15 protein-coding genes and 1 pseudogene are annotated in these 17,636 nt (G+C 72.6%); 5 read left to right on the forward strand and 11 right to left on the reverse strand.

All coding sequences use genetic code 11. The features are described 5' to 3' along the window. Positions 1-7: 7 nt before the first annotated feature. Positions 8-1,012, reverse strand: a complete 1,005-nt coding sequence (locus R4Z63_RS01980; protein WP_384444684.1) for a helix-turn-helix transcriptional regulator — start codon at positions 1,010-1,012, stop codon at positions 8-10. A 99-nt stretch (positions 1,013-1,111) separates the two neighbouring features. On the opposite strand from R4Z63_RS01980, the gene R4Z63_RS01985 reads away from it, so the two are divergent. Further along, a complete protein-coding gene (locus R4Z63_RS01985; RefSeq protein ID WP_037922032.1) occupies positions 1,112-1,522 on the forward strand; it encodes a DUF3224 domain-containing protein in 411 nt (136 codons plus the stop codon). Positions 1,523-1,592: 70 nt separating this feature from the next. On the opposite strand, the gene R4Z63_RS01990 is transcribed toward R4Z63_RS01985, so the two are convergent. Then, the gene (locus tag R4Z63_RS01990) at positions 1,593-4,331 is read right to left on the reverse strand and encodes a DNRLRE domain-containing protein (protein WP_384444687.1); all 2,739 of its coding nucleotides are present in this window, start codon (positions 4,329-4,331) and stop codon (positions 1,593-1,595) included. Between the two features lie 310 nt (positions 4,332-4,641). Continuing rightward, complete coding sequence (locus R4Z63_RS01995) at positions 4,642-6,576, reverse strand: glycoside hydrolase family 5 protein (RefSeq protein ID WP_384444689.1); 1,935 nt, start codon at positions 6,574-6,576, stop codon at positions 4,642-4,644. Between the two features lie 259 nt (positions 6,577-6,835). On the opposite strand from R4Z63_RS01995, the gene R4Z63_RS02000 reads away from it, so the two are divergent. The 3 genes from R4Z63_RS02000 (at position 6,836) to R4Z63_RS02010 (ending at position 8,511) form a co-directional block, all read left to right on the forward strand. After that, positions 6,836-7,138 carry a hypothetical protein gene (locus tag R4Z63_RS02000; protein WP_037922027.1) on the forward strand — a complete coding sequence of 101 codons (303 nt, stop codon included), beginning with the start codon at positions 6,836-6,838 and terminating at the stop codon, positions 7,136-7,138. Positions 7,139-7,283: 145 nt separating this feature from the next. Further along, a complete protein-coding gene (locus tag R4Z63_RS02005) occupies positions 7,284-7,745 on the forward strand; it encodes a Crp/Fnr family transcriptional regulator (protein ID WP_037922024.1) in 462 nt (153 codons plus the stop codon). Positions 7,746-8,067: 322 nt separating this feature from the next. Then, positions 8,068-8,511, forward strand: coding sequence for a subtilase-type protease inhibitor (locus R4Z63_RS02010; RefSeq protein WP_384444692.1), 444 nt, complete (start codon positions 8,068-8,070; stop codon positions 8,509-8,511). A gap of 72 nt (positions 8,512-8,583) precedes the next feature. Here the strand turns inward: R4Z63_RS02010 and R4Z63_RS02015 are convergent, their stop codons facing one another. Next, complete coding sequence (locus R4Z63_RS02015; protein ID WP_384444694.1) at positions 8,584-9,438, reverse strand: GNAT family N-acetyltransferase; 855 nt, start codon at positions 9,436-9,438, stop codon at positions 8,584-8,586. Between the two features lie 151 nt (positions 9,439-9,589). Further along, complete coding sequence (locus tag R4Z63_RS02020) at positions 9,590-10,054, reverse strand: hypothetical protein (RefSeq protein WP_384444696.1); 465 nt, start codon at positions 10,052-10,054, stop codon at positions 9,590-9,592. A gap of 154 nt (positions 10,055-10,208) precedes the next feature. Here R4Z63_RS02020 and R4Z63_RS02025 point away from each other — a divergent pair. Then, a pseudogene (locus R4Z63_RS02025) lies at positions 10,209-10,942 on the forward strand (SIR2 family NAD-dependent protein deacylase). An 86-nt stretch (positions 10,943-11,028) separates the two neighbouring features. Here R4Z63_RS02025 and R4Z63_RS02030 read toward each other — a convergent pair. The 6 genes from R4Z63_RS02030 to R4Z63_RS02055 all read right to left on the reverse strand — a co-directional run bounded on the left by R4Z63_RS02030 (position 11,029) and on the right by R4Z63_RS02055 (position 17,588). After that, positions 11,029-11,520: a VOC family protein gene (locus tag R4Z63_RS02030; RefSeq protein WP_384444698.1), complete on the reverse strand. Its 492-nt coding sequence runs from the start codon at positions 11,518-11,520 to the stop codon at positions 11,029-11,031. A gap of 125 nt (positions 11,521-11,645) precedes the next feature. After that, positions 11,646-15,221, reverse strand: a complete 3,576-nt coding sequence (locus R4Z63_RS02035) for a bifunctional glycosyltransferase/CDP-glycerol:glycerophosphate glycerophosphotransferase (protein ID WP_384444700.1) — start codon at positions 15,219-15,221, stop codon at positions 11,646-11,648. A gap of 191 nt (positions 15,222-15,412) precedes the next feature. Further along, positions 15,413-15,787 carry a hypothetical protein gene (locus R4Z63_RS02040; protein ID WP_037922008.1) on the reverse strand — a complete coding sequence of 125 codons (375 nt, stop codon included), beginning with the start codon at positions 15,785-15,787 and terminating at the stop codon, positions 15,413-15,415. A gap of 108 nt (positions 15,788-15,895) precedes the next feature. Next, on the reverse strand, positions 15,896-16,315 hold the full coding sequence (locus R4Z63_RS02045; RefSeq protein WP_037922006.1) for a roadblock/LC7 domain-containing protein: 420 nt from the start codon (positions 16,313-16,315) through the stop codon (positions 15,896-15,898). A gap of 71 nt (positions 16,316-16,386) precedes the next feature. Next, positions 16,387-17,178 (reverse strand): transcriptional regulator, encoded by a 792-nt coding sequence (locus R4Z63_RS02050; RefSeq protein ID WP_172671332.1) that lies wholly within the window; start codon positions 17,176-17,178, stop codon positions 16,387-16,389. Continuing rightward, a complete protein-coding gene (locus R4Z63_RS02055) occupies positions 17,175-17,588 on the reverse strand; it encodes a hypothetical protein (protein ID WP_037922004.1) in 414 nt (137 codons plus the stop codon). The genes R4Z63_RS02050 and R4Z63_RS02055 overlap by 4 nt, the downstream gene beginning before the upstream one ends. Positions 17,589-17,636 lie beyond the last annotated feature (48 nt).

The raw sequence follows: 17,636 nt of genomic DNA on the forward strand, positions 1-17,636 counted from the left end.
CCGTCGCTCACGCGTAGCGGGCGGCGAGCGCGGTCACCGTTTCGGCGAGGGCTCGGCGCAGTTGGGGCGGGCCGAGCACCTCGACCTCCGTACCCAGGCGCAGGAGGTCGCCGACGGCGATGGCCTCGGACTCGACCGCGAGGCTGATCCGGATCCAGCCGTCCGCGTCAGGCGGGCCGGCCTCGGCGAGCGCCCGCGTGCCCGCCGCTCCGAACTGCATCGGCAGCAGGCGGCGGCCGCGCGGGGAGAGGCGCAGCCGCGCGGTCTGCTGGTGCAGGGCTGCGTCGAGACGGCCGGTGGACTCTTTCCAGTACGCGGCGAGGTCGAACCCGGCCGGGCGTTCGAAGCCGTCCTCGGCGGTGTCCACCCCGAGGAACCGGGCGACGCGGTAGGTCCGTACGCTGTCGACCCCGTTCCCCCCGGCGCCCGCCCCGGTCCCGGTCCCCGCCCCGGTCCCGGCCACCAGGTACCAGATGCCGCCCTTGAGGACGAGGCCCAGCGGGTGGAGTGCGCGCCGCACCTCACCGCTCCAGCGACGGTAGTGGGCGTACAGGACCCGCTGGTCCCAGACGGCCTGGGCGATCCGCGCGAGGTACGGCACGGGGTCGGCATCCCGGAACCAGGCCGTCGCATCGAGGTGGAAGCGGTCCTGGACCCGCCGGGCCCGTCCGGCGAGCTGGGCGGGCAGCGCCGCCTGGAGCTTCAGCGTGGCGGCGGCCAGATCCGCGCCGAGCCCGAGGTCCTGGGCGGGCCCCGGGACGCCCGCCAGGAAGAGCGAGCCCGCCTGGACGTCGGTGAGGCCGGTGAGGCGCGTGCGGTAGCCGTCGGCCAACCGGTAGCCGCCCGCCGGACCCCGGTCGGCCAGCACGGGCACGCCCGCGGCGCCGAGCGCGTCGATGTCGCGGTAAACGGTGCGCGTGGACACCTCCAGCGCGTGGGCGATCTCGGGGGCGGTCATCCGGCCGCGGTTCTGCAGCAGCAGGAGCAGGGAGAGGAGCCGGTCGGCACGCATGGCGCCCATTCTCGCCGTACCTGACAGGAGGTGTCAGGTACGGCTGCCAGCCTGGCAGGGCGCCGGGCGGAGGGACCGTCCGGCCACCGGGAGGACCTCATGCCCACACCCGTGGAGACCCGCGGCCGCTTCACCTTCGCCGACTGGGAGGAGACCGCCGTCGGAGCGGCGGAGGGGGCGCCTCGGCTCGCTCACGCCCGCGTCACCAACAGCTTCACCGGCGGCGTCGAGGCAACCGGCACCAGCTGCGACTACACGATCGCGTACACCGGCGAGAGCACCGGGAGCTACAGCGGGATGGAGCTGTTGTCGGGCCGTGTCGACGGCCGCGAGGGACGGTTCGTGCTGGAGGAGCGCGGCACCTTCGACGCCGATGGCACCGTCTGCCGTTTCGAGGTGGTCCCCGGCTCCGGAACCGGGGACCTCGTGGGCCTGACGGGTTCGGGCGGTTTCACCTGCCGCCACGGCGCCGGCTCCGTCGAGTACGCCTTCACCTACACGTTGGACTGAGCACCCGTCGGACGCGCCCGGGGGCGCGGACCGCAGTGGTCCGCGCCCCCGGCGCCCGGTCGGCCTCGGGTCACGGTGCGCCGAAGGTGAGGGTCAGCTGCGGCGTACCGTCGTTGGCCTGGGCTTCGGAGGACCACAGCCACAGGGCGTCCGTGCCGGAGCTGCTGAGCGCCAGGGAGAGGCTGCCTCCGAGCGCCCCTGCGACGGAGCCCGTCGTCAGCGCGGTGGTGTGCACCGCCGAGCCGTCCGGGACTCCCGGGTAGGCGCCGAGGGCGGGGCCGCCCAGGGCGGGACGGTTGTTGTACGTCGTGCCGCTCTCGCTCCACGTGCCGGTGATCGGGAGGACCGAGACGGTGTCGGTCGTTCCGGCGCCGCTCATCGTGCTCGTCTTCACGCTGAGCACGGCCGACTTCAGTACCGTGCCGGCGGGCGCCGCCGGCAGGTCGAAGCGCAGGTAACTCGCGTAGAAGGAGGTGCCACGGACCGCGAGCGACGATGAGGCGCCGAAGTTGCTCCCGGGGGCGCCCGCATTGGCGTAGGTGTCCTCGGCGGCGGTGACCTGGACCACCGAGTCGGCGGGGGCGGTGGCCAGGGCGTAGTGGTTCTGTACCTGCGCCGCGCTCAGGACGGTCGGGTAGACGGCGCTCTCGTCGAGCTGTCCCGCCCACAGATCGCTGGTCGGGCGGTCGGGCCAGCCTCCGAGGCTGTCGCCGCCGGCGTGCCAGTAGCCGGAGTAGTTCTCGTGGGCGGTGACGGCCAGGGTTCCGCGCTGGACGCCGTCCACGTAGAGGGTCATGCCGCCGGGGCCCTGGGTGGCCACGACGTGGTGCCACTGGTTGTCGTTGTACGCGCCGCTCGTGGTGATGGTGCGGGTGGCCCCGGTGTAGACGCCGAACACCAGCCGGCCACTGTTGGTCATGTAGACGTGCTTGTCGTACTGATAGCTGCCGCGGTCCTGGTTGCTCCCGAAACCGAAGAGCTTGCCGCCGCGGGTGGTGTTCGTCTTGAACCAGGTCTCGACGGTGTAGGCGCTGCCCACCGTCTGCCGCTTGTCCGCGTAGATCCGGGAGTCCGTGCCGTTGAAGCCGATCGCCGTGCTCGCACCGGAGACCGCTCCGGGCGTCTGGCGCAGGGCGGGGGCGTTCATGTGCACGCCGTTCTGGTTCCCTCCGGCCGAGGAGTCCGCGACGTAGGGCAAGATCGCGTCGTCGTAGCGCCAGTACAGCTGGGCCCCGTCGGCACGGATCCGGCTGGGGTAGCTCTCGGGCCCGGTGGGGACGGTCACGCTCGCCGTGGCGGACAGGGCGCTGGTGTTGCCGGCCGCGTCGGTGGCCGTCACCCGGTAGGTGTACGTCTGGCCCGCCGCAACGGTGGTGTCGGTCCAGGAGGCCTGCGGCCGTGTGAAGAAGAGCGAGTCGGCAGCGACCGTGGCGATCGGGGTGGCCGCGCCGTTGCGGTAGATCCGGTAGGTCAGCGCGCTGTCGTCGAGATCGAGACTGGTGCGCCAGCGCACCTGTACCTCGCCCGGCGCGAAGCTCGCCGCGCTCGCCACGGGAACGGTGGGGGCGCCCGTATCGCCAGTGGAGGCGAACCGCGTCAGGCTCTGCTGCGGCGCGCCGTTGACGGTGGTGAACTCACCGCCCACCCACAGGTACTGCACCCCGTTCTTCGAAGCGACCGTCATCACGCGCGGGCCGATGCCCTCGCCGATGCCGTCGTTGGTGTCGGGGGACCAGCCCAGCTTGCCGACGGCGGTGGTCGGCTGGGCGAGCAGGTGGTGGCGCCGGCCGTCGGGGAACTCCCCCACACTGGCGCAGTCGTGGGCGTGCGAGGCGCTGTAGAGGACGTTCTGGTACGGCAGGACGGCTTGAGTGGCACCCAGGCAGGTGTCGCGCCAGCGCTGGCCGAAGCCGGGCAGGTCGAGTGCGATGCGGCCGTCGAAGACGCCGCCGCCGGTGCCCTCGTTGGCGGTGTAGAAGCCGGTCGCGTCCGTCGCGATGTCCTTGACGACGGAGTTGGTCTCGATGAAGCCGGGGTAGGCCTTGGTCAGCGCACCGCTGGCCGCGTCGACGACAGCCAGCGCGTGCGTGTTCGTGCCGTTGACGGTGAAGAAGTCACCGCCGAGGACCACGTTCTCACCGTCGGGGGTGACCTCGACGGCGCGGCCGGGCTCGTCGGCGTCCGCGGTGAAGGGCTTCAGGGACCCGTCGGTGGCGCCCACGGCGGCGAAGCGCCGGCGGGGCTGGCCCGAGACGGTGAGGAAGTCACCGCCCGCGTAGACGGTGTCGCCCGTGACGGCGAGGGCCCGGACGGTGGCTGCGAACGCCGGGCGGAAACCCGTCTTCACCGTGCAGCTGGCCACGTCGATGGCGGCGATGCTGGAGACGGCGGTGCCGTTCACCGCGCCGAAGTACCCGCCGGCGTACAGGGTCGTCTTGTCAGGTGACAGGGCGAGCGCCCGGACCGTCGCCGTGCCGGAGGCCAGGGTGAAGGACAGTTCGCAGGAGGTCGGCGTGCCCGTCGCGGCGTCCAGCGCAACGAAGTTCACGGCCTCCCGTTCGCTGCCAGAGCCGCCTGAGGGCGGTCGCACGGTGGAGAAGGTGCCGCCGGCGAAGACCTGTCCGCCTGCCTCGGCGAGGGCCCATACGACGCCGTTGGGCTGCCAGGCGGACAGCGCGTCGGCGGTGAAGGCGACGGGCGGGGTGACGGCCGCCGCCTGCGGGGCGACGGCGAGGCCCAGCCCGGCTCCGGTGGCGGCCAGGGCCAGGGACAGGGCGAGAGAGAGCGCCGGCCTACGGGATCTGCGCATGAACCCCCCAGTTGAGTGTGCGGTGCGGCCGGAAGGCGCCACTGGCGAGGCATGGCCGAAAACCGCCGAACAGGTGTCCGCGACGATGCTTACGGGCGCACTTTAGATCGGTTCGGCGCTCGGTTCACCCCACTTGGCGCATTTCGGCGACGAGATCACGCCAGAACCGGGGCTGGCGTGCGGTCCTCCACGAGCGTCCGAGCCGCTCGGCCCCGGACGCCCGTCCGCTCGCCCCGTGCCGCCCGAACGGGCCGAGAGCCTCCGCAGGCCGCCCCGCTTCCGCGCCGGTGGGCGGTGGGGCGGCCCGGACTCAGTTCGCCTCGGGGCCGGGCAGGGGACGGCACAGCAGGGCGGCCGGGGAGGGACGCGAGGCGACCCGGGTCGTGAAGGCGATGCCCGCCGCGTACTCTGTGGGCCGGCACTGGCCCTTGTAGTGGCCGAGGGCGTAGTCGCCGCCGGGGCCATCCTCCGGACGGTTGTCACCGCGGTCGAACCAGAGCGTACGCCCGCCCGTCGGCAGGGCGGTGCGGGCCGGGGCGCACAGCGCGGCCGAGACCCGCTCTCCGCGCACGCTGTAGCCGATGAGGAACTGCCCCGCCGGGCACTGGAACTTCGTGTATCCGCCGGCCCAGTCGCCGCCCGCCGGGACGTACCGCTCGTCGCGGACCACGGTGTGCCCGCCGGTCGCGGCGCGCAGGCCGGAGCCGGTGCACAGGCCGCGTCCCCCGGTGTGGGCGAGACCCGCGAGGAGGGAGCCGTCGGGGCAGACGGCCTTGCGGGCGCCCGAGTCCCAGTCGCCGCCGGCCAGGGTGAGCAGCGAGGCGTTGTGGTCGCGGTGGTCGATGGTCAACTGGTGCCAGGCCGTGGCGGCGGGGACGGACCCGGTACGGCCGGGGGCGGCGAGGAGCCCGGACCAGCGGGAGGTCCGCCAGTCCCCCGCGTCCAGGACGCCGCGGCGATGGCCGGCCTCGTCGTAGCGGAGCAGCGCCCAGGTGTCCCCGCCGGGGGCGCCGTGGGCGGCGGTGCTCCAGCCGACGAGGGGCCAGTACGCGAAGTCGGCGTCGGTGCGGGCCAGGTGTCCGGTGAGGCGGTCGAACCAGGTGCGCGGGGCGGCACCGGTCTCGTCGGCCCCGATACCGAACTCACTGATCCAGACGGGGGCGGTGAAATGCGCGCCGGTCTCCGCGGACACGAAGAAGGCCTGGTCATAGAGGGTTTGTTCGAGCTGCGCGGCGGTCATGTCCTGGTAGCGCAGGTCGCTGGTCTCGCCGATGCCGGTGGCTCCGCTGTGGCGGGGGCCGGTGTAGCCGTAGAAGTGGGCCGAGTAGACCAGCTTGTTCGAAACGACCAGGGTGTGCGACAGGGTCCGCGCGGGGGTGAGGGCGGGACGGCCGTGCGGGAAGCCGTCCACGGGCAGGCCGAACCAGTTGATGCCCTCGACCACGATCAGCAGGTTCGGGTTGGCCTCGGTGAGGATGCGGTCGGCGGCCTCCTGGGCCGCCGCGTGCCAGTCGTGGTTGTCGCCGAGGCCCCAGTTGGGGTCGTCCCAGACGTCCCGGCGGACCTCGTTGTAGAGGTCGGCTCCGACCACGCGCGGGTTGTCGCGGTAGCGGCGGGCGAGGAAGACCCAGTCGTCCGCCCATCGGGCCGTGGAACGTCCGCTGTTCCAGCGTTCGTTGCCATCGAGACCACAGCACCAACGGGTGGTGACGGTGTGGTTGTTGAGGATGACGGCGAAACCACCCTCGGTGAGGGCGGCGACCACGGCGTCGAAGACCTGGAGCGGGGTGCGTCCGCGCAGGGCCGGGTTGGCCGCCACGGCCGCGTCCGGGACCGGGGTGGTGGTGTGCAGCATCTCGTTGGAGAAGGGCAGCCGGACGCTGTTAAGACCCAGGGCGCGGAAGTCGGCGAGCAGGGTGGGCAGGGGTACTCGGTCCAGGCCGAGGGGGATCCCGTTGGCGTTCTGGCCGCTGTGGTGGGTGGCGGGGTCGTTTCGGTCGCCGGAGCCGTTCCAGGAGCCCTGGGCACCGTCCCAGTTGCCGGAGCGCAGGCGGAACCGGTTGCCCTGCGCGTCGACGATGTAGCGGCCGCGCGTGGAGAGCGGCGGGGTCCAGGAGTCACCGGGACCGGCGGCCGTGACGGTCTCGGCCGCCGGGGCTGCCGCCGGGATCTGCGCGGCCTGGGCGGGCACGGCGCCGGCCGCCAGCAGAAGGGCGCACAGGGCGGTGCGTAACAGGCTCTTCATCTCGCTCCTACCGGGTCCGGCCGCCCGGCCGGGCGGTTGCCGCGGGTCAAGTTACCGGCGGGTCGCCACCGTGGGAAGTCGCACACCCGAACCCGTTCGGTGCAGCCCCACCGCTGTCGCGGCCCGGACCGGAACCACCAGATCCGGCCGCCTTGGCCCGCTCACCCACGGCCACCCTGCGGAAACGGCCCCGCATGGGGCCGCGCCCCTCTACCGTGCCCTGAGGGAACGGGGGCTCGGCAGCGGAGGGCGGGGCGGGATGAACGAGGAAGAGGACATGCGGCTGGCGGGGATGACGCCCGAGATCTCCCGGCGCACCCTCGTCATGCTGCGCGGCCTCGCCGGCCTGGAGCCGCCGGAACAGGTCCCGGAGGAGGCCATGATCGTGGCCGACGCGGTCCTGGCCGAGTTCGGCACCGACGGGCTCCGGGTCCTGGTGATGACGCTGGCGGCCTGGGCCACGGCCCAGATCGAGAACGTCTCCGAGCTGAGTGGGCGCAGCCACGAGGCGGTGCTGGACGCGATGGAGCTGGCGTGCATGGAGGCGAACGCGGAGGACTAGACCGGCGCCTGCCCCGCCGGACACGGCCCCGACCCGGGGCCCACGCGTCAGCGGGAAAGGAGCGCCACGGCCAGGGCCCGTTCGACCCGCTTCGGCGACACTGGGAGCAGCAGGAGCGTCGCGGGGGGTCCGATCGGAGGCCGTCGTGAGCACACCTTCCCCCATCCGAATCGCCGCCGTGCTGTCCGCGGAGCACCGTGGACGACTGATGGCGCAGGCCCATGAGGTCAACTTCCCGGAGAACGCGCGGATCTTCGACGAGGGCCACCGGGCGGTGTCCTTCTGGATCGTGCGCTCCGGCACAGTGACCCTGGAGGTCCCGGTGGCCGGCCGCCGGCCGGCGCAGGTGGAGAACCTCGGCCCCGGCGAGTTGGTCGGCTGGTCCTGGCTCTTCCCGCCGTACGTCTGGCAGCTGGGTGCGGAGGCGATGACGCCGGTGCGCGCGTACGAGTTCGACGCGGCGGCCGTACGGATGCTGATGGACGCCGACCCGGCCTTCGGGTCCGCGATCGGGCACTGGGTCGGCCGCGTACTCGCGATGCGGCTCCAGCAGACCCGCACCCGGCTGCTGGACCTGTACGCCCCGCGTCTCGGCGCGGCCGGCTAGCGGGCATTCCGGACGGCGCCGAAGGGAAGCCGCAGTCGAGGCCCCTGCGTCCGGGGCGGAGAAAGCCCCCGGACGCGGCCCTCCCCGCCCTGTTGCGGGCCGGTTACGGCGGGCCGCCGCATGTTTCGGGGAGATGTCCCGGTCGGTGTTCGGCCGATTCACGGACCCGCTCCCGCACAGGTCACCCCTCCCACACGGCTGCGGTCTGCTGTCATTCGCACACGATCAGTGACGAAAATTGGAGGTGCGAACGGGCGTTCGCGGCCCGCGTCGGCAAGACTGCGTCCGCTATCCGAAACACCAACCCAAGGGAGTGTTCGAAATGCGGTCCATTGCAAGGGGTCTCGGACTCGGCTCCGCCGCCGTGGCGCTCACCGCGCTCACCGCGGTGGCCTGGCCCGGCACGGCCGGCGCCGCGCCGGCCGGCGCGCAGAGTCTGTACGCGCCGTCCGCGCTGGTGCTCAGTGTGACGGCCGGCCCGGACGCCGACACCGGCACGGTACTGCGGGCGGTGACGCTCGTCTGCGCGCCCCGGCCCGGCGGAACCCACCCGAACCCGGTGACCGCATGCCGTGAGCTGCGTGCGGTCGGCTCGCAGCTGGACCCGCTCGCGGCGCCGGCCCCCGACGCCGTCTGCACGAGGGAGTGGGACCCGATGACCGTGACGGCCGACGGGGTGTGGCAGGGCCGCCGGCTGCACTACACGTACACCTTCGCCAACCCCTGCGGGCTGCGGAACACCACGGGCGCCCTCTTCGGCTTCTGATCCCGCGTGAGGCGACCGGCCGGGCGGCGCCGTGCGACCGCCGCCCGGCACACCGCCCGAGTCGGCGGCTCCTCAGCCGAGTTCGAGGCTGGTCACACCGAACAGCTCGGCCAGGGCGAGCTCGGGGACCGGACCGGTGTACATCCGGGCGGCCTCGAAGGTCGGAACCAGCCCGAGGCCCTTGAAGAGCGCGGTCGCCTCCGGGTTCGCGTCCGGGGCGTCCACCGCGACCAGCCCGCCCGGTGCATGCCGTGCGAGCCGCCGCAGCAGGGCCGCCGCCACCGCCGGGGTGGCCGCGTACAGGGGACCGATCCGGTGGGCGGCACTGCACGGGCGGATCACCCCGAGGCCCTCGATCCGGCCGTCGCGGACGGCCGCCAGCGCGGTCCGGCCGGGCAGCCCGGTCCACGCGGACAGGAAGGCGTCCCGCGGCGCGGGGAAGAAACGCCGGTCGTAGGCGGCGAGGAGGCCGAAGGGGAGCGTGGCGGCGTCCACGATCTCGCCCCCTTCCTCACTGGTCGCGTCGTCACCGCCCTGGGGCACGCCTTCGACACGGATGTTGTTCCAGGCCGAACGGAACCCGGACCTGCGGTAGTTGTCCTGCTGCTCGACGACCCCGTCCAGGCCGATGAGCCGGCCGTCGAGGCGCTCCATCCCGGCACGCCAGAGCCGGATGCCGTAGCCGCGGCCCCGGAAGGCCGGGCGGGCGATGTAGAAACCGATGAAACCGAAGCCTGCTCCGTAGCGGACGGCGGAGATGCAGGCGACCGGCTCCCCGTCGAGCCGCCCGACGAGGAAGCCCTCGGGGTCGGCCACGGCGAAGGCGAAGCGGTCCGAGTCCCCCGGGTTCCAGCCTTCGTCCTCGGCCCAGCGGCGGATCATCTCCATGTCCGCGGCGCTCGCCCCGATGATCTCGAATCCCGTCATAGCCGTGTTGTACCAGATACGGATGATGTGCGCAGGAGTGCCCGATCGGCCGCCGTCCTCGTCGGCGGCGCACCGGACACCGTCCGCCGGGCCCGTCGCGGGCAGGCGCGCCCGCGCTGGCGGGGCGGCGGCCGATCGCCGAACGGACCGCTCAGCCCGCGCAGATCACGTCGTCGATCCGGATGGGCCGGGAGTCGAGTCGTACGTACGCGGTGAAGGTGTCGGTGCCGTCCAAGCCCCAGTGGGTGGTGACGGTGGCCCAGCCGACCCCGGCCGCCGGGGCGACGGTGACCGGACCGATGCCGATGTCCTGCGGTTCGCCCTGCGCGCAGAGCAGGACGTCCCGTTCCGCGTTCGCCTGCTGCCTGTCCCGCAGGACCTGCGAGACGTGGTGGAGGCGGTCGTGCTCGGACGGGCCGTGCTCCCGGTAGAAGCGGGTGAGGAAGCGGCCGATCCGATCCGCGGTGTGCCCTTGCGAGGCGACCGGGGGCGCGACGGGTGCGGGCACCACGGCCGCGGGCACGGTGGGCGCGGCGACCGCGGGGTCGGGCGGCATGAACGGCAGCGCCAGCAGGGGCAGCAGCAGGGCACCAAGGCTGTGGGACGTCAGCGTCATGTCCGGTCTGTACCCGCCCGGTCGGTCCCCCGGAAGCACTCGCCGCGGATCTCACTCCTGTGGGGGCCGGGATTCACCGCAGACGCCCGCCCCCTGCGGCCCCGCGCCGCAAAAGGCCTCGCGAGCGGGTGGCGGCCGTACGTAGGGTCGAGGCATGAGGAAGCCACTCGTAGCCGTGTTCACCGGGGCCGGGGTGTCCACGGACTCCGGAATCGCGGACTACCGGGGACCACAGGGCCTGTGGCGCCGTGAACCCGAAGCCGAGAAGCTCGTGACGTACGAGTACTACATGGCCGATCCGGAGATCCGGCGGCGGTCCTGGCTGATGCGGGCCGAGATCGGAGCGCTCGGAGCGCGGCCGAACGCAGCGCACAGGGCGGTGGCCGGGCTTGAGCGCGCCGGCACCCCGGTCCGGGTCCTCACCCAGAACGTCGACGGGCTGCACCAGCGCGCCGGGATGCCCGAACGGAAGGTTTTCGAGCTGCACGGCACCGCCCGGTCGGTGGTCTGCACGGCGTGTCACGCGCGGTCCGGAATGGACCGGGCACTGGCCCGGGTGGCCGCCGGGGAACCGGATCCCGCCTGCCTGGCGTGCGGCGGGATCCTCAAGGCGGCCACCGTGATGTTCGGCCAGCGGCTCGACCCCGTGGTGCTGGGACGGGCCACGGCCGTGGCGAAGGGGTGCCAGATCTTCGTCGCCGTCGGGTCGACGCTGCAGGTGCAGCCGGCCGCCTCGCTGGTGGGAATGGCCGCGGAGGCCGGGGCCCGGCTGATCATCGTGAACGCGGAGGAGACCCGTACGACGCCCTCGCCGACGAGGTCGTGCGCGAGCCGATCGGAACCGCGCTGCCGGCACTGCTGGACCGAATCGCCGAGCGCGGCGCCTAGGCTGTCGCATTCGGGTCTTACGGATCAGGCAAGATCCGGAAGAGACGGCCTGACACTGTGACCAGGAGGGCTTGCCGGCCACAGCGCTAGCGGGGCTGATCCGCGTCGGCGGCCCGGCGCATCCGCGCCACGTCCAGCTTCTTCATCGTCATCATCGCGGCCATGGCCCGGGCGGCCCGCCGCGGGTCCGGGTCGCTGACCAGGTCGACGACCCCCGGCGGGATGACCTGCCAGGACACACCGAACCGGTCCTTGACCCACCCGCAGGCGGACTCCTGGCCACCGTCCCTGGTCAGCGCATCGTAGTAGTAGTCGGCCTCGGACTCGTCGGCGCAGTCGATCTGGAAGGAGATCGCCTCGGTGAAGCGGAACTGCGGCCCACCGTTGAGGGCTACGAACCGCTGCCCGTTGATCTCGAACTCGACGGTCATCACCGACCCCTCCGACTCGGGGTTCGCCTCGGTGTAGCGCGCGATCCGCCCGAGCCTGCCGTCCTTGAAGACCGACAGGTAGTACGCGGCGGCCGCTTCCGCGTCGCCGTCGAACCACAGACACGTGGTGAATCCGTTGCCGCTCATCTCTGCCTCCAGGCCGGTGGGTGGACGGGTGGTAGCGCTCCACCCATACAGACCGGCCCCGAACCCGAAATTCATCGGCGGGTCCGGGGCCGGTCCTCCTTCGGCCGGGAATGCGACCGTACGGCCTACTTCGCGGGCTCCGCGCCCATGGCGAGCATCCGGTCGACGACCCGCTCGGCGGCGTCGCCGTTGTCCAGGTCGCAGAACTCCTCGCGGAACGCAGCCCGCGCCGAGGCGTACTCGGCTCCGATCGCGTCCACGTTGCGCACGGCCTCGATCAGGCTCGGCGAGTCGGCCAGCAGCGGGCCGGGGGCCTTCTCCTCCAGGTCGAAGTTGAAGCCGCGCAGCGTGCCGCGGTAGTGCTCCAGGTCGTATGTGAAGAGCAGGATCGGCCGGTCGGTGAGCGCGAAGTCGAAGATCGCGGAGGAGTAGTCCGAGATCAGTACGTCGGCGACCAGCAGCAGGTCGGTGGCGTCGGGCCAGCGGGACACGTCGACGACGAAACCGTCACGAACACCCTCGCGGACCTGCTCGGTGACGTGGTGGTGGCCCCGGATCAGCAGGACGTGGTCCTCGCCGAGCTCGCGGCGGGCCTGCTCCAGGTCGATCCGCTGGTCGAGCTTGTAGCCGCCGGACCAGCCCTCGCAGTTCTCGCGCCAGGTGGGCATGTAGAGGACGACCTTCTTGCCCTCGGGCAGGCCGAGCCGGCGCCGGACCTCGGCGATCCGCTGCGCGTCCGGCTTCACCAGCGCGTCGGTGCGCGGGCTGCCGACCTCGATGACCTCTCCGTCGTAGCCGAGGGCGCGCTTGAGCACGGGCGTCGCGTACGAGCTCGGCGAAGCCAGCAGCGACCACTGGGCGCTGTCGTGCGCGAGCCCCTCCAGGATTTCCGGGCTCGTGTAGTAGTCGTGCACGAAGTCGTGCCCGATCTGCTTGATCGGCGTGCCGTGCCAGGTCTGCACGACCACCTGGCCCGCGCGGCGCTGGAACAGCGCCGGCACGCTGTCGTTGGTCACGACGTAGCGGGCACGGGCCATGAGTTCCCAGGACTCCACGCTGTCGTACTGCACGGCGCGGGCGGTCGCAGGGACCTCGGCGCGGCCGTCCTTGACCAACCAGACGTGCTCGACCTTCTCGCCGCGGCGCAGCAGTTCCTCGTGGATGGCGCGCGGCGCGTCGCCGGCGCCGTAACCCTGGAAGGTGTCGTAGACGACGATGTCCTTGACCGGCAGGGCGCGCTGCGCCGGGTAGGTCTCGAAGCGGGCGACGCGCTGCGCGTGGCGGGAGCGGTCGTGCGGGCTCAGCAGCGGGTCGGCGACGAGCGCCATGCGGTCGTGGAAGCGGGTCTCGATGCGCATCCGGCGGCCCTGGACGGTGACGGGGTGCGGACCGGAGAAGAGGAGCCCGGGGCACATCTGGACCGGGGCACCGCGGTCCACGCCGAGCAGGCCCGCGGTGGTGCCGCCCTCGGCGGCCGGGCGCAGCGTGGGCCACCAGCGGCCCTCGGGAAGCGTGGTGCGGCCGGCGAAGGGCTCGGGGAGCACGGGCCGGAAGGTGGCTTCGAAGGCGCCGCCGTCCCGGGTGACGGGGTAGCTGAACTCCATGCCGTGCGCGTTGTGCAGGACAAGCTCGTAGGGCTCGTCGGTGGGCGCCGCGAAACGGCCCCGCAGGGTCAGGGTGCCGTCCTCGGCCCGGACCTCGTCGACGAGCGGCGGGGAGGGCTGCACAGAGAGGGTGAGGTGGCCGGTGTTGCCGCGCTTGACGAACAGGGCGCGGCCCGCGCTCTGGCCGGGCAGGGGCAGGACGAGGCCGTTGAAGCCGCCGCGCTCGTCGTGGGCCAGGCGGTGCTCGACGCCGTCGGCACCGACCACGGAGAGGCTCCACGGCTCGGGGCTCCACCCGCCGGGCTCGCACGCGGCGTCCGGTACGGCGGCCAGGTCGGCCAGCCCGACCCGGGCGGTGAAGGGGGTCGGGCCGGCGGTGGCGGCGCCCGTCTCCAGTGGGAATTCGAGGCTGGTGCCGGTGGTGACGTGGACGGCCTTGAGGCGGATGGCGTCGACCCCCGGGGAGAGTTCGCCGATGATCTCGACGGCGTCGTCACCGGCGGGCCGGGCGTCCAGCCCGCGGGCGCGGGTCGTCTCGACCTGGATGGTGAGGGCGCCGGAGACGGCCGGGACGATGCGGACGTCGGGGGCGACCCAGAACGGGGGCGGGTTCTGGCCGGTGTCGTGCTCACCGCCGCGGAGGCGGGCACGGTGCAGGCCGCCGGCGCCGGTGACGGCGATGGATGTGGTCCACGTCCCGTCGTGCCACTTGCCGCCCGACTGGAAGATCGCGGGGTCGACGACGGCGGTGAAGCCGGCCCAGTCGGCGTGCCGGAGGGCGAGGTGCGGCGACTTCACGGTGGCCATCGGGGAGGCGACCGTACGAGTGCTGACGACGGAGCGGCGCCGCTTGCCGCGCTCGCGGAAGACCAGCATCTTGCGCGAACCGAGGCGGCTCTCCGCACCGAGGTGGCCGGGCAGGGCGTAGCCGCGCAGCAGCAGCTTGCCGTCGGACCACGCCGCCTGCTCCAAGCGGCTGACGACGCGGAGCTCGCGCGTGCCCAGGGTGAGGATCCTGGCGGGGACCGGCGGGCGGCCCTGCAGGAAGGGGTAGTCGGCCTGCGGGCGGGCGAGGCCCTTGACCGGCACGCTGTAGCTGTAGTCGCGCTGGTGGTTCAGGAGCGCGATGAAGTCCTCGACGCGGCCTTCGCCGGCGAGGTAGGCCTTGAGACGGTCCGCGACGGTCAGGTCGGACCAGGGACCGGTGCCGATCTCACGGACGAGGCCGCCGACCTCCTTGACGAACGCGGCGCGGAAGTCGGGGCCGCCCTCGGCGACGTACTTGTAGATGAGCGGGAGTTCCTCGCTCAGCACGTTGTGGTCGTAGTCGCGCAGATAGCGCTCGTACGTGGCGCCCGGCTTCGCCTTGAGCGACTCGCGGACCAGGCGGACGGACTTCACGCGGTCGATGAGGGAGACCGGGTCGGTGGAGCGCTGGGTGATGGAGCGCTCTCCGGTCTCGCGGACGCGCCAGTTGTAGACGAAGTCGCTGAGGATGTCGACGCTGGAGGCGAAGTAGTGCGCGGGGATGCTGACGGGGGCGTCCTCGTAGAGGATGCCCTCCGGGTACTGGAAGCCGTGCTCGTCCCAGAAGGTGCGCCGGTAGACCTTGTTCCAGGCGGTGCGGTCGGTGACCAGCGCCGGGAACCTGGAGATATGCGTCCGCAACTGCGTCCTGGCGAAGGCGGCCCGGTGGCCCCACGACGGGTTCATGCCGACCGAGCGAAAGCGCTTGACGTTGCCTCCGGCGAAGTCGGAGCCCGTCTCGTCGAGGGCTTCGATCAGCCGCTGGTAGGCGTAGTCCGGCATGGTGTCGTCGCTGTCGACGAAGGCCAGGTACTCGCTGTCCGGGTGGATGTGGCGGGCGCCGGCGTTGCGGGCCGCGCCGAGACCGGCGTTCTCCTGCATGACAACCCGGAAGCGCTTGTCACGCGCGGCGAAGGCCTTGGCTATGACGGCACTGGTGTCCGTGGAGCCGTCGTCCACCAGGATGGCCTCGAAGTCGCCGAAGGTCTGAGCGGCGATGGATTCCAGGCACTCGTCGAGGTAGAGCTCGACGTTGTAGACGGGGACGACGATGCTCAGGCGCGGGGGCATGGGTGGCGGTTTCTCCAGCGTTTTTTTGCTTGTTCGATGATCAGCTCACAGCATCTTACTCTGTAACAGAGCTATAAACTCCACCCATATGGGGCATCGGGAACTGATCGCCGGAGCGGACGGCAAAGAATTCAGCCGTCCGCCACTTCGACGCTGCGATGGAACGCTGTCCGTCCCGGTCGGCGGCCGGTTCAGATCTCCAGTTCGGCCTCGATCCTCTTCAGCTGATGGCGTGCCATGGCGAGGTTGGCCCGCTTCTTGTCGAGCGCCAGGTAGAGGAAGAAGCCCACGGACGTCCGCCCCTTCATGAGCCGGATCAGGTGGTACTGACTCCCCAGCGTGATGAGGATGTCCTCGATCTCGTCGTTCAGGCCGAGGAGCTCCATCGTGCGGACCTTGGCACGCACTACGTCGGTGTTGCCGGCCGCGGCGACCGAGAGGTCGAGGTCCTTGCCACCGCCGATGGTGCCGAGGGCCATGCCGCTGCCGTAGTCGACCAGGGCCGCGCCGATCGCGCCCTCGATGAGGGTGGTGGCTTCCTTGAGCGCGGTCTCCACGTTGACCATGAGAGGTACCTCTTTCTCGTTGTGCTGTAACCGATTGCGATGTGATGTGACGTGCTGTAGTCGCCCCGCGCGCGGCGGGGCCCGTGTGCGGTCGGGCCCGTGCCCGGATCAGACCGGCCCGGCGCCGGAGCCCCGGCGCGCGAGCACGCGTTCGATGAGTTCGGCGATGCGCACGCTGGAGCGCCGCGCCTCCAGATGGAGGCGCCCGACGTTGACGCGCGGCTCGGCGGTCAGGGTCAGGACGGCCGCCGCGCCCGCCGCGTAGGTGGCCACGTACCCGTCGGCGCCGCGTACGAGCAGCTCGCGGAACGCTCCCTGACCGGTGCTGTCACTGAGCCGCTGGGCCACGCCGAGGGCGGCGGCGGTCAGTGCCGCGACGGCCTCGGCCTCGGCGGCGGCGCTGTCCTGGGCGAGGACGAAGCCGTCGGAGCTCGCGGCGAGGGCACCGGTGAGCTGGGGTACGCGGGCCCGCAGCCTGCGGAGCTCGGCGAGTATCTCGGCCTCCGCCTCGGGGGGCACCGTACTCATGTCGGCCTTTCTCCTTTCGGGCTGCCTACGCTCGGAGCGGTCGGCGCGTAGGGCCGGTCGCAGCGGGAGCCTCACAGGCTTGCCTCCAGTGCGTCGCGTAACCGGCGGAGCAGCGCCACGTCCGGGGATTGGGCCTGGGTCATCCAGTCGGGCAGGGGTACGTCGACCGGCGGGGGGGCCGGGCTGTGCGGCGTTTCGACCAGTCCGGCGGCCGCGAGGCGGCGTACGTCGAGCAGGGTGTGGAAGGCGGGCCGCCCCAGTACCCAGGCCAGGTCGGCCGGGGTGCGCACACCGTCCGCCCGCTCCAGCAGGGTCCGCTGCCGCGCGGTGACGGTCTGACCCGGCGCGGCCGCCCGCGGCACCACCGGGGCGGTGTCGAGCAGCGGGTACGGCCAGACCGCGTCGAGCAGTTCACGGCGGCGCCGGGTCTCCCGTTCGACGGCGGCAGCCGGAACGGAGCGGACGGAGCCGATCCAGTGGGTGGCTCCTCGGCGGAACCGAGAGGGGCCGCTCCCCGGGGACAGGGCGAAGAAGGCGGCGTCGAAGATGGCGGCGAGATGGCATATTTCGAGCTCCCCGCCGGCCAGCCCGCCGCTGTCCACGAGGAAGCGGGCGACCTGGCGGCGGGCCCCGGCCCGGTCCACCGCCTCGCGCCACCGTTCGGGGGCGAGGCCGCCACCGGTGGTGAGGAGGACGTCGAGACCGGGGGTGGCGGGGCTCTCCGCGTGGACTATTCGGCCGTCCTCCAGGAAGAGGGTGCCGCGGTCGCGGAGCAGGGCACCGGTGGCCCGCTCCGCGGCGAGCCGGGTGAGGAGGGGGGACACGGCCGCCAGGGCGTTCGGGGCCGTTGCCGGGGTGGTCACCGGAGCACCAGCCCTTCGGCCAGGGCCCTGAGTTTGAGGCGGGCGAGGGCGAGGTTGCCCTCGGCCCGGTCGAGCCAGACGTGCAGGAAGACGCTGCTGTCGAAGCTCGTCTCGACGAAGCGCAGGACGTGGTAGCCACTGCGGGTGGTGACGATCAGGTCCTCGACGGGCGGGCCGGGCGGGCCCACCACGTCACCGAGGGCCGGACCCTCCTCGGCGCGGGCGAAGGACTCGTACTCCGCGGCCGCACGGGCCAGCTCGGCGGTCTCGGCGGCGGTGGTCTCGTGGTCCCCCACGGGTGATTCCCCGATGGTGCCGAGAGCCAGCCCGCTGCTCCAGTCGACCAGCGCGGCCCCCCGCGCACCAGGCAGGGCCATGGCTTCGAGCAGGCATTCGTCGATCCCGGGCACGCGGGCTCCCCTCCCGGCCGGACGTGCGGTGTGCACGGTTGTGCGGCG

It is taken from the genome of Streptomyces sp. PL-29, assembly GCF_058344425.1.

What these genes read in the sequence shown, in the direction of transcription:
- R4Z63_RS01980 (WP_384444684.1), bottom strand. Translation starts at nt 1,012, where the DNA reads ATGCGTGCCGACCGGCTCCTCTCCCTGCTCCTGCTGCTGCAGAACCGC.
- R4Z63_RS01985 (WP_037922032.1), top strand. Translation starts at nt 1,112, where the DNA reads ATGCCCACACCCGTGGAGACCCGCGGCCGCTTCACCTTCGCCGACTGG.
- R4Z63_RS01990 (WP_384444687.1), bottom strand. Translation starts at nt 4,331, where the DNA reads ATGCGCAGATCCCGTAGGCCGGCGCTCTCTCTCGCCCTGTCCCTGGCC.
- R4Z63_RS01995 (WP_384444689.1), bottom strand. Translation starts at nt 6,576, where the DNA reads ATGAAGAGCCTGTTACGCACCGCCCTGTGCGCCCTTCTGCTGGCGGCC.
- R4Z63_RS02000 (WP_037922027.1), top strand. Translation starts at nt 6,836, where the DNA reads ATGAACGAGGAAGAGGACATGCGGCTGGCGGGGATGACGCCCGAGATC.
- R4Z63_RS02010 (WP_384444692.1), top strand. Translation starts at nt 8,068, where the DNA reads ATGCGGTCCATTGCAAGGGGTCTCGGACTCGGCTCCGCCGCCGTGGCG.
- R4Z63_RS02015 (WP_384444694.1), bottom strand. Translation starts at nt 9,438, where the DNA reads ATGACGGGATTCGAGATCATCGGGGCGAGCGCCGCGGACATGGAGATG.
- R4Z63_RS02020 (WP_384444696.1), bottom strand. Translation starts at nt 10,054, where the DNA reads ATGACGCTGACGTCCCACAGCCTTGGTGCCCTGCTGCTGCCCCTGCTG.
- R4Z63_RS02030 (WP_384444698.1), bottom strand. Translation starts at nt 11,520, where the DNA reads ATGAGCGGCAACGGATTCACCACGTGTCTGTGGTTCGACGGCGACGCG.
- R4Z63_RS02035 (WP_384444700.1), bottom strand. Translation starts at nt 15,221, where the DNA reads ATGCCCCCGCGCCTGAGCATCGTCGTCCCCGTCTACAACGTCGAGCTC.
- R4Z63_RS02040 (WP_037922008.1), bottom strand. Translation starts at nt 15,787, where the DNA reads ATGGTCAACGTGGAGACCGCGCTCAAGGAAGCCACCACCCTCATCGAG.
- R4Z63_RS02045 (WP_037922006.1), bottom strand. Translation starts at nt 16,315, where the DNA reads ATGAGTACGGTGCCCCCCGAGGCGGAGGCCGAGATACTCGCCGAGCTC.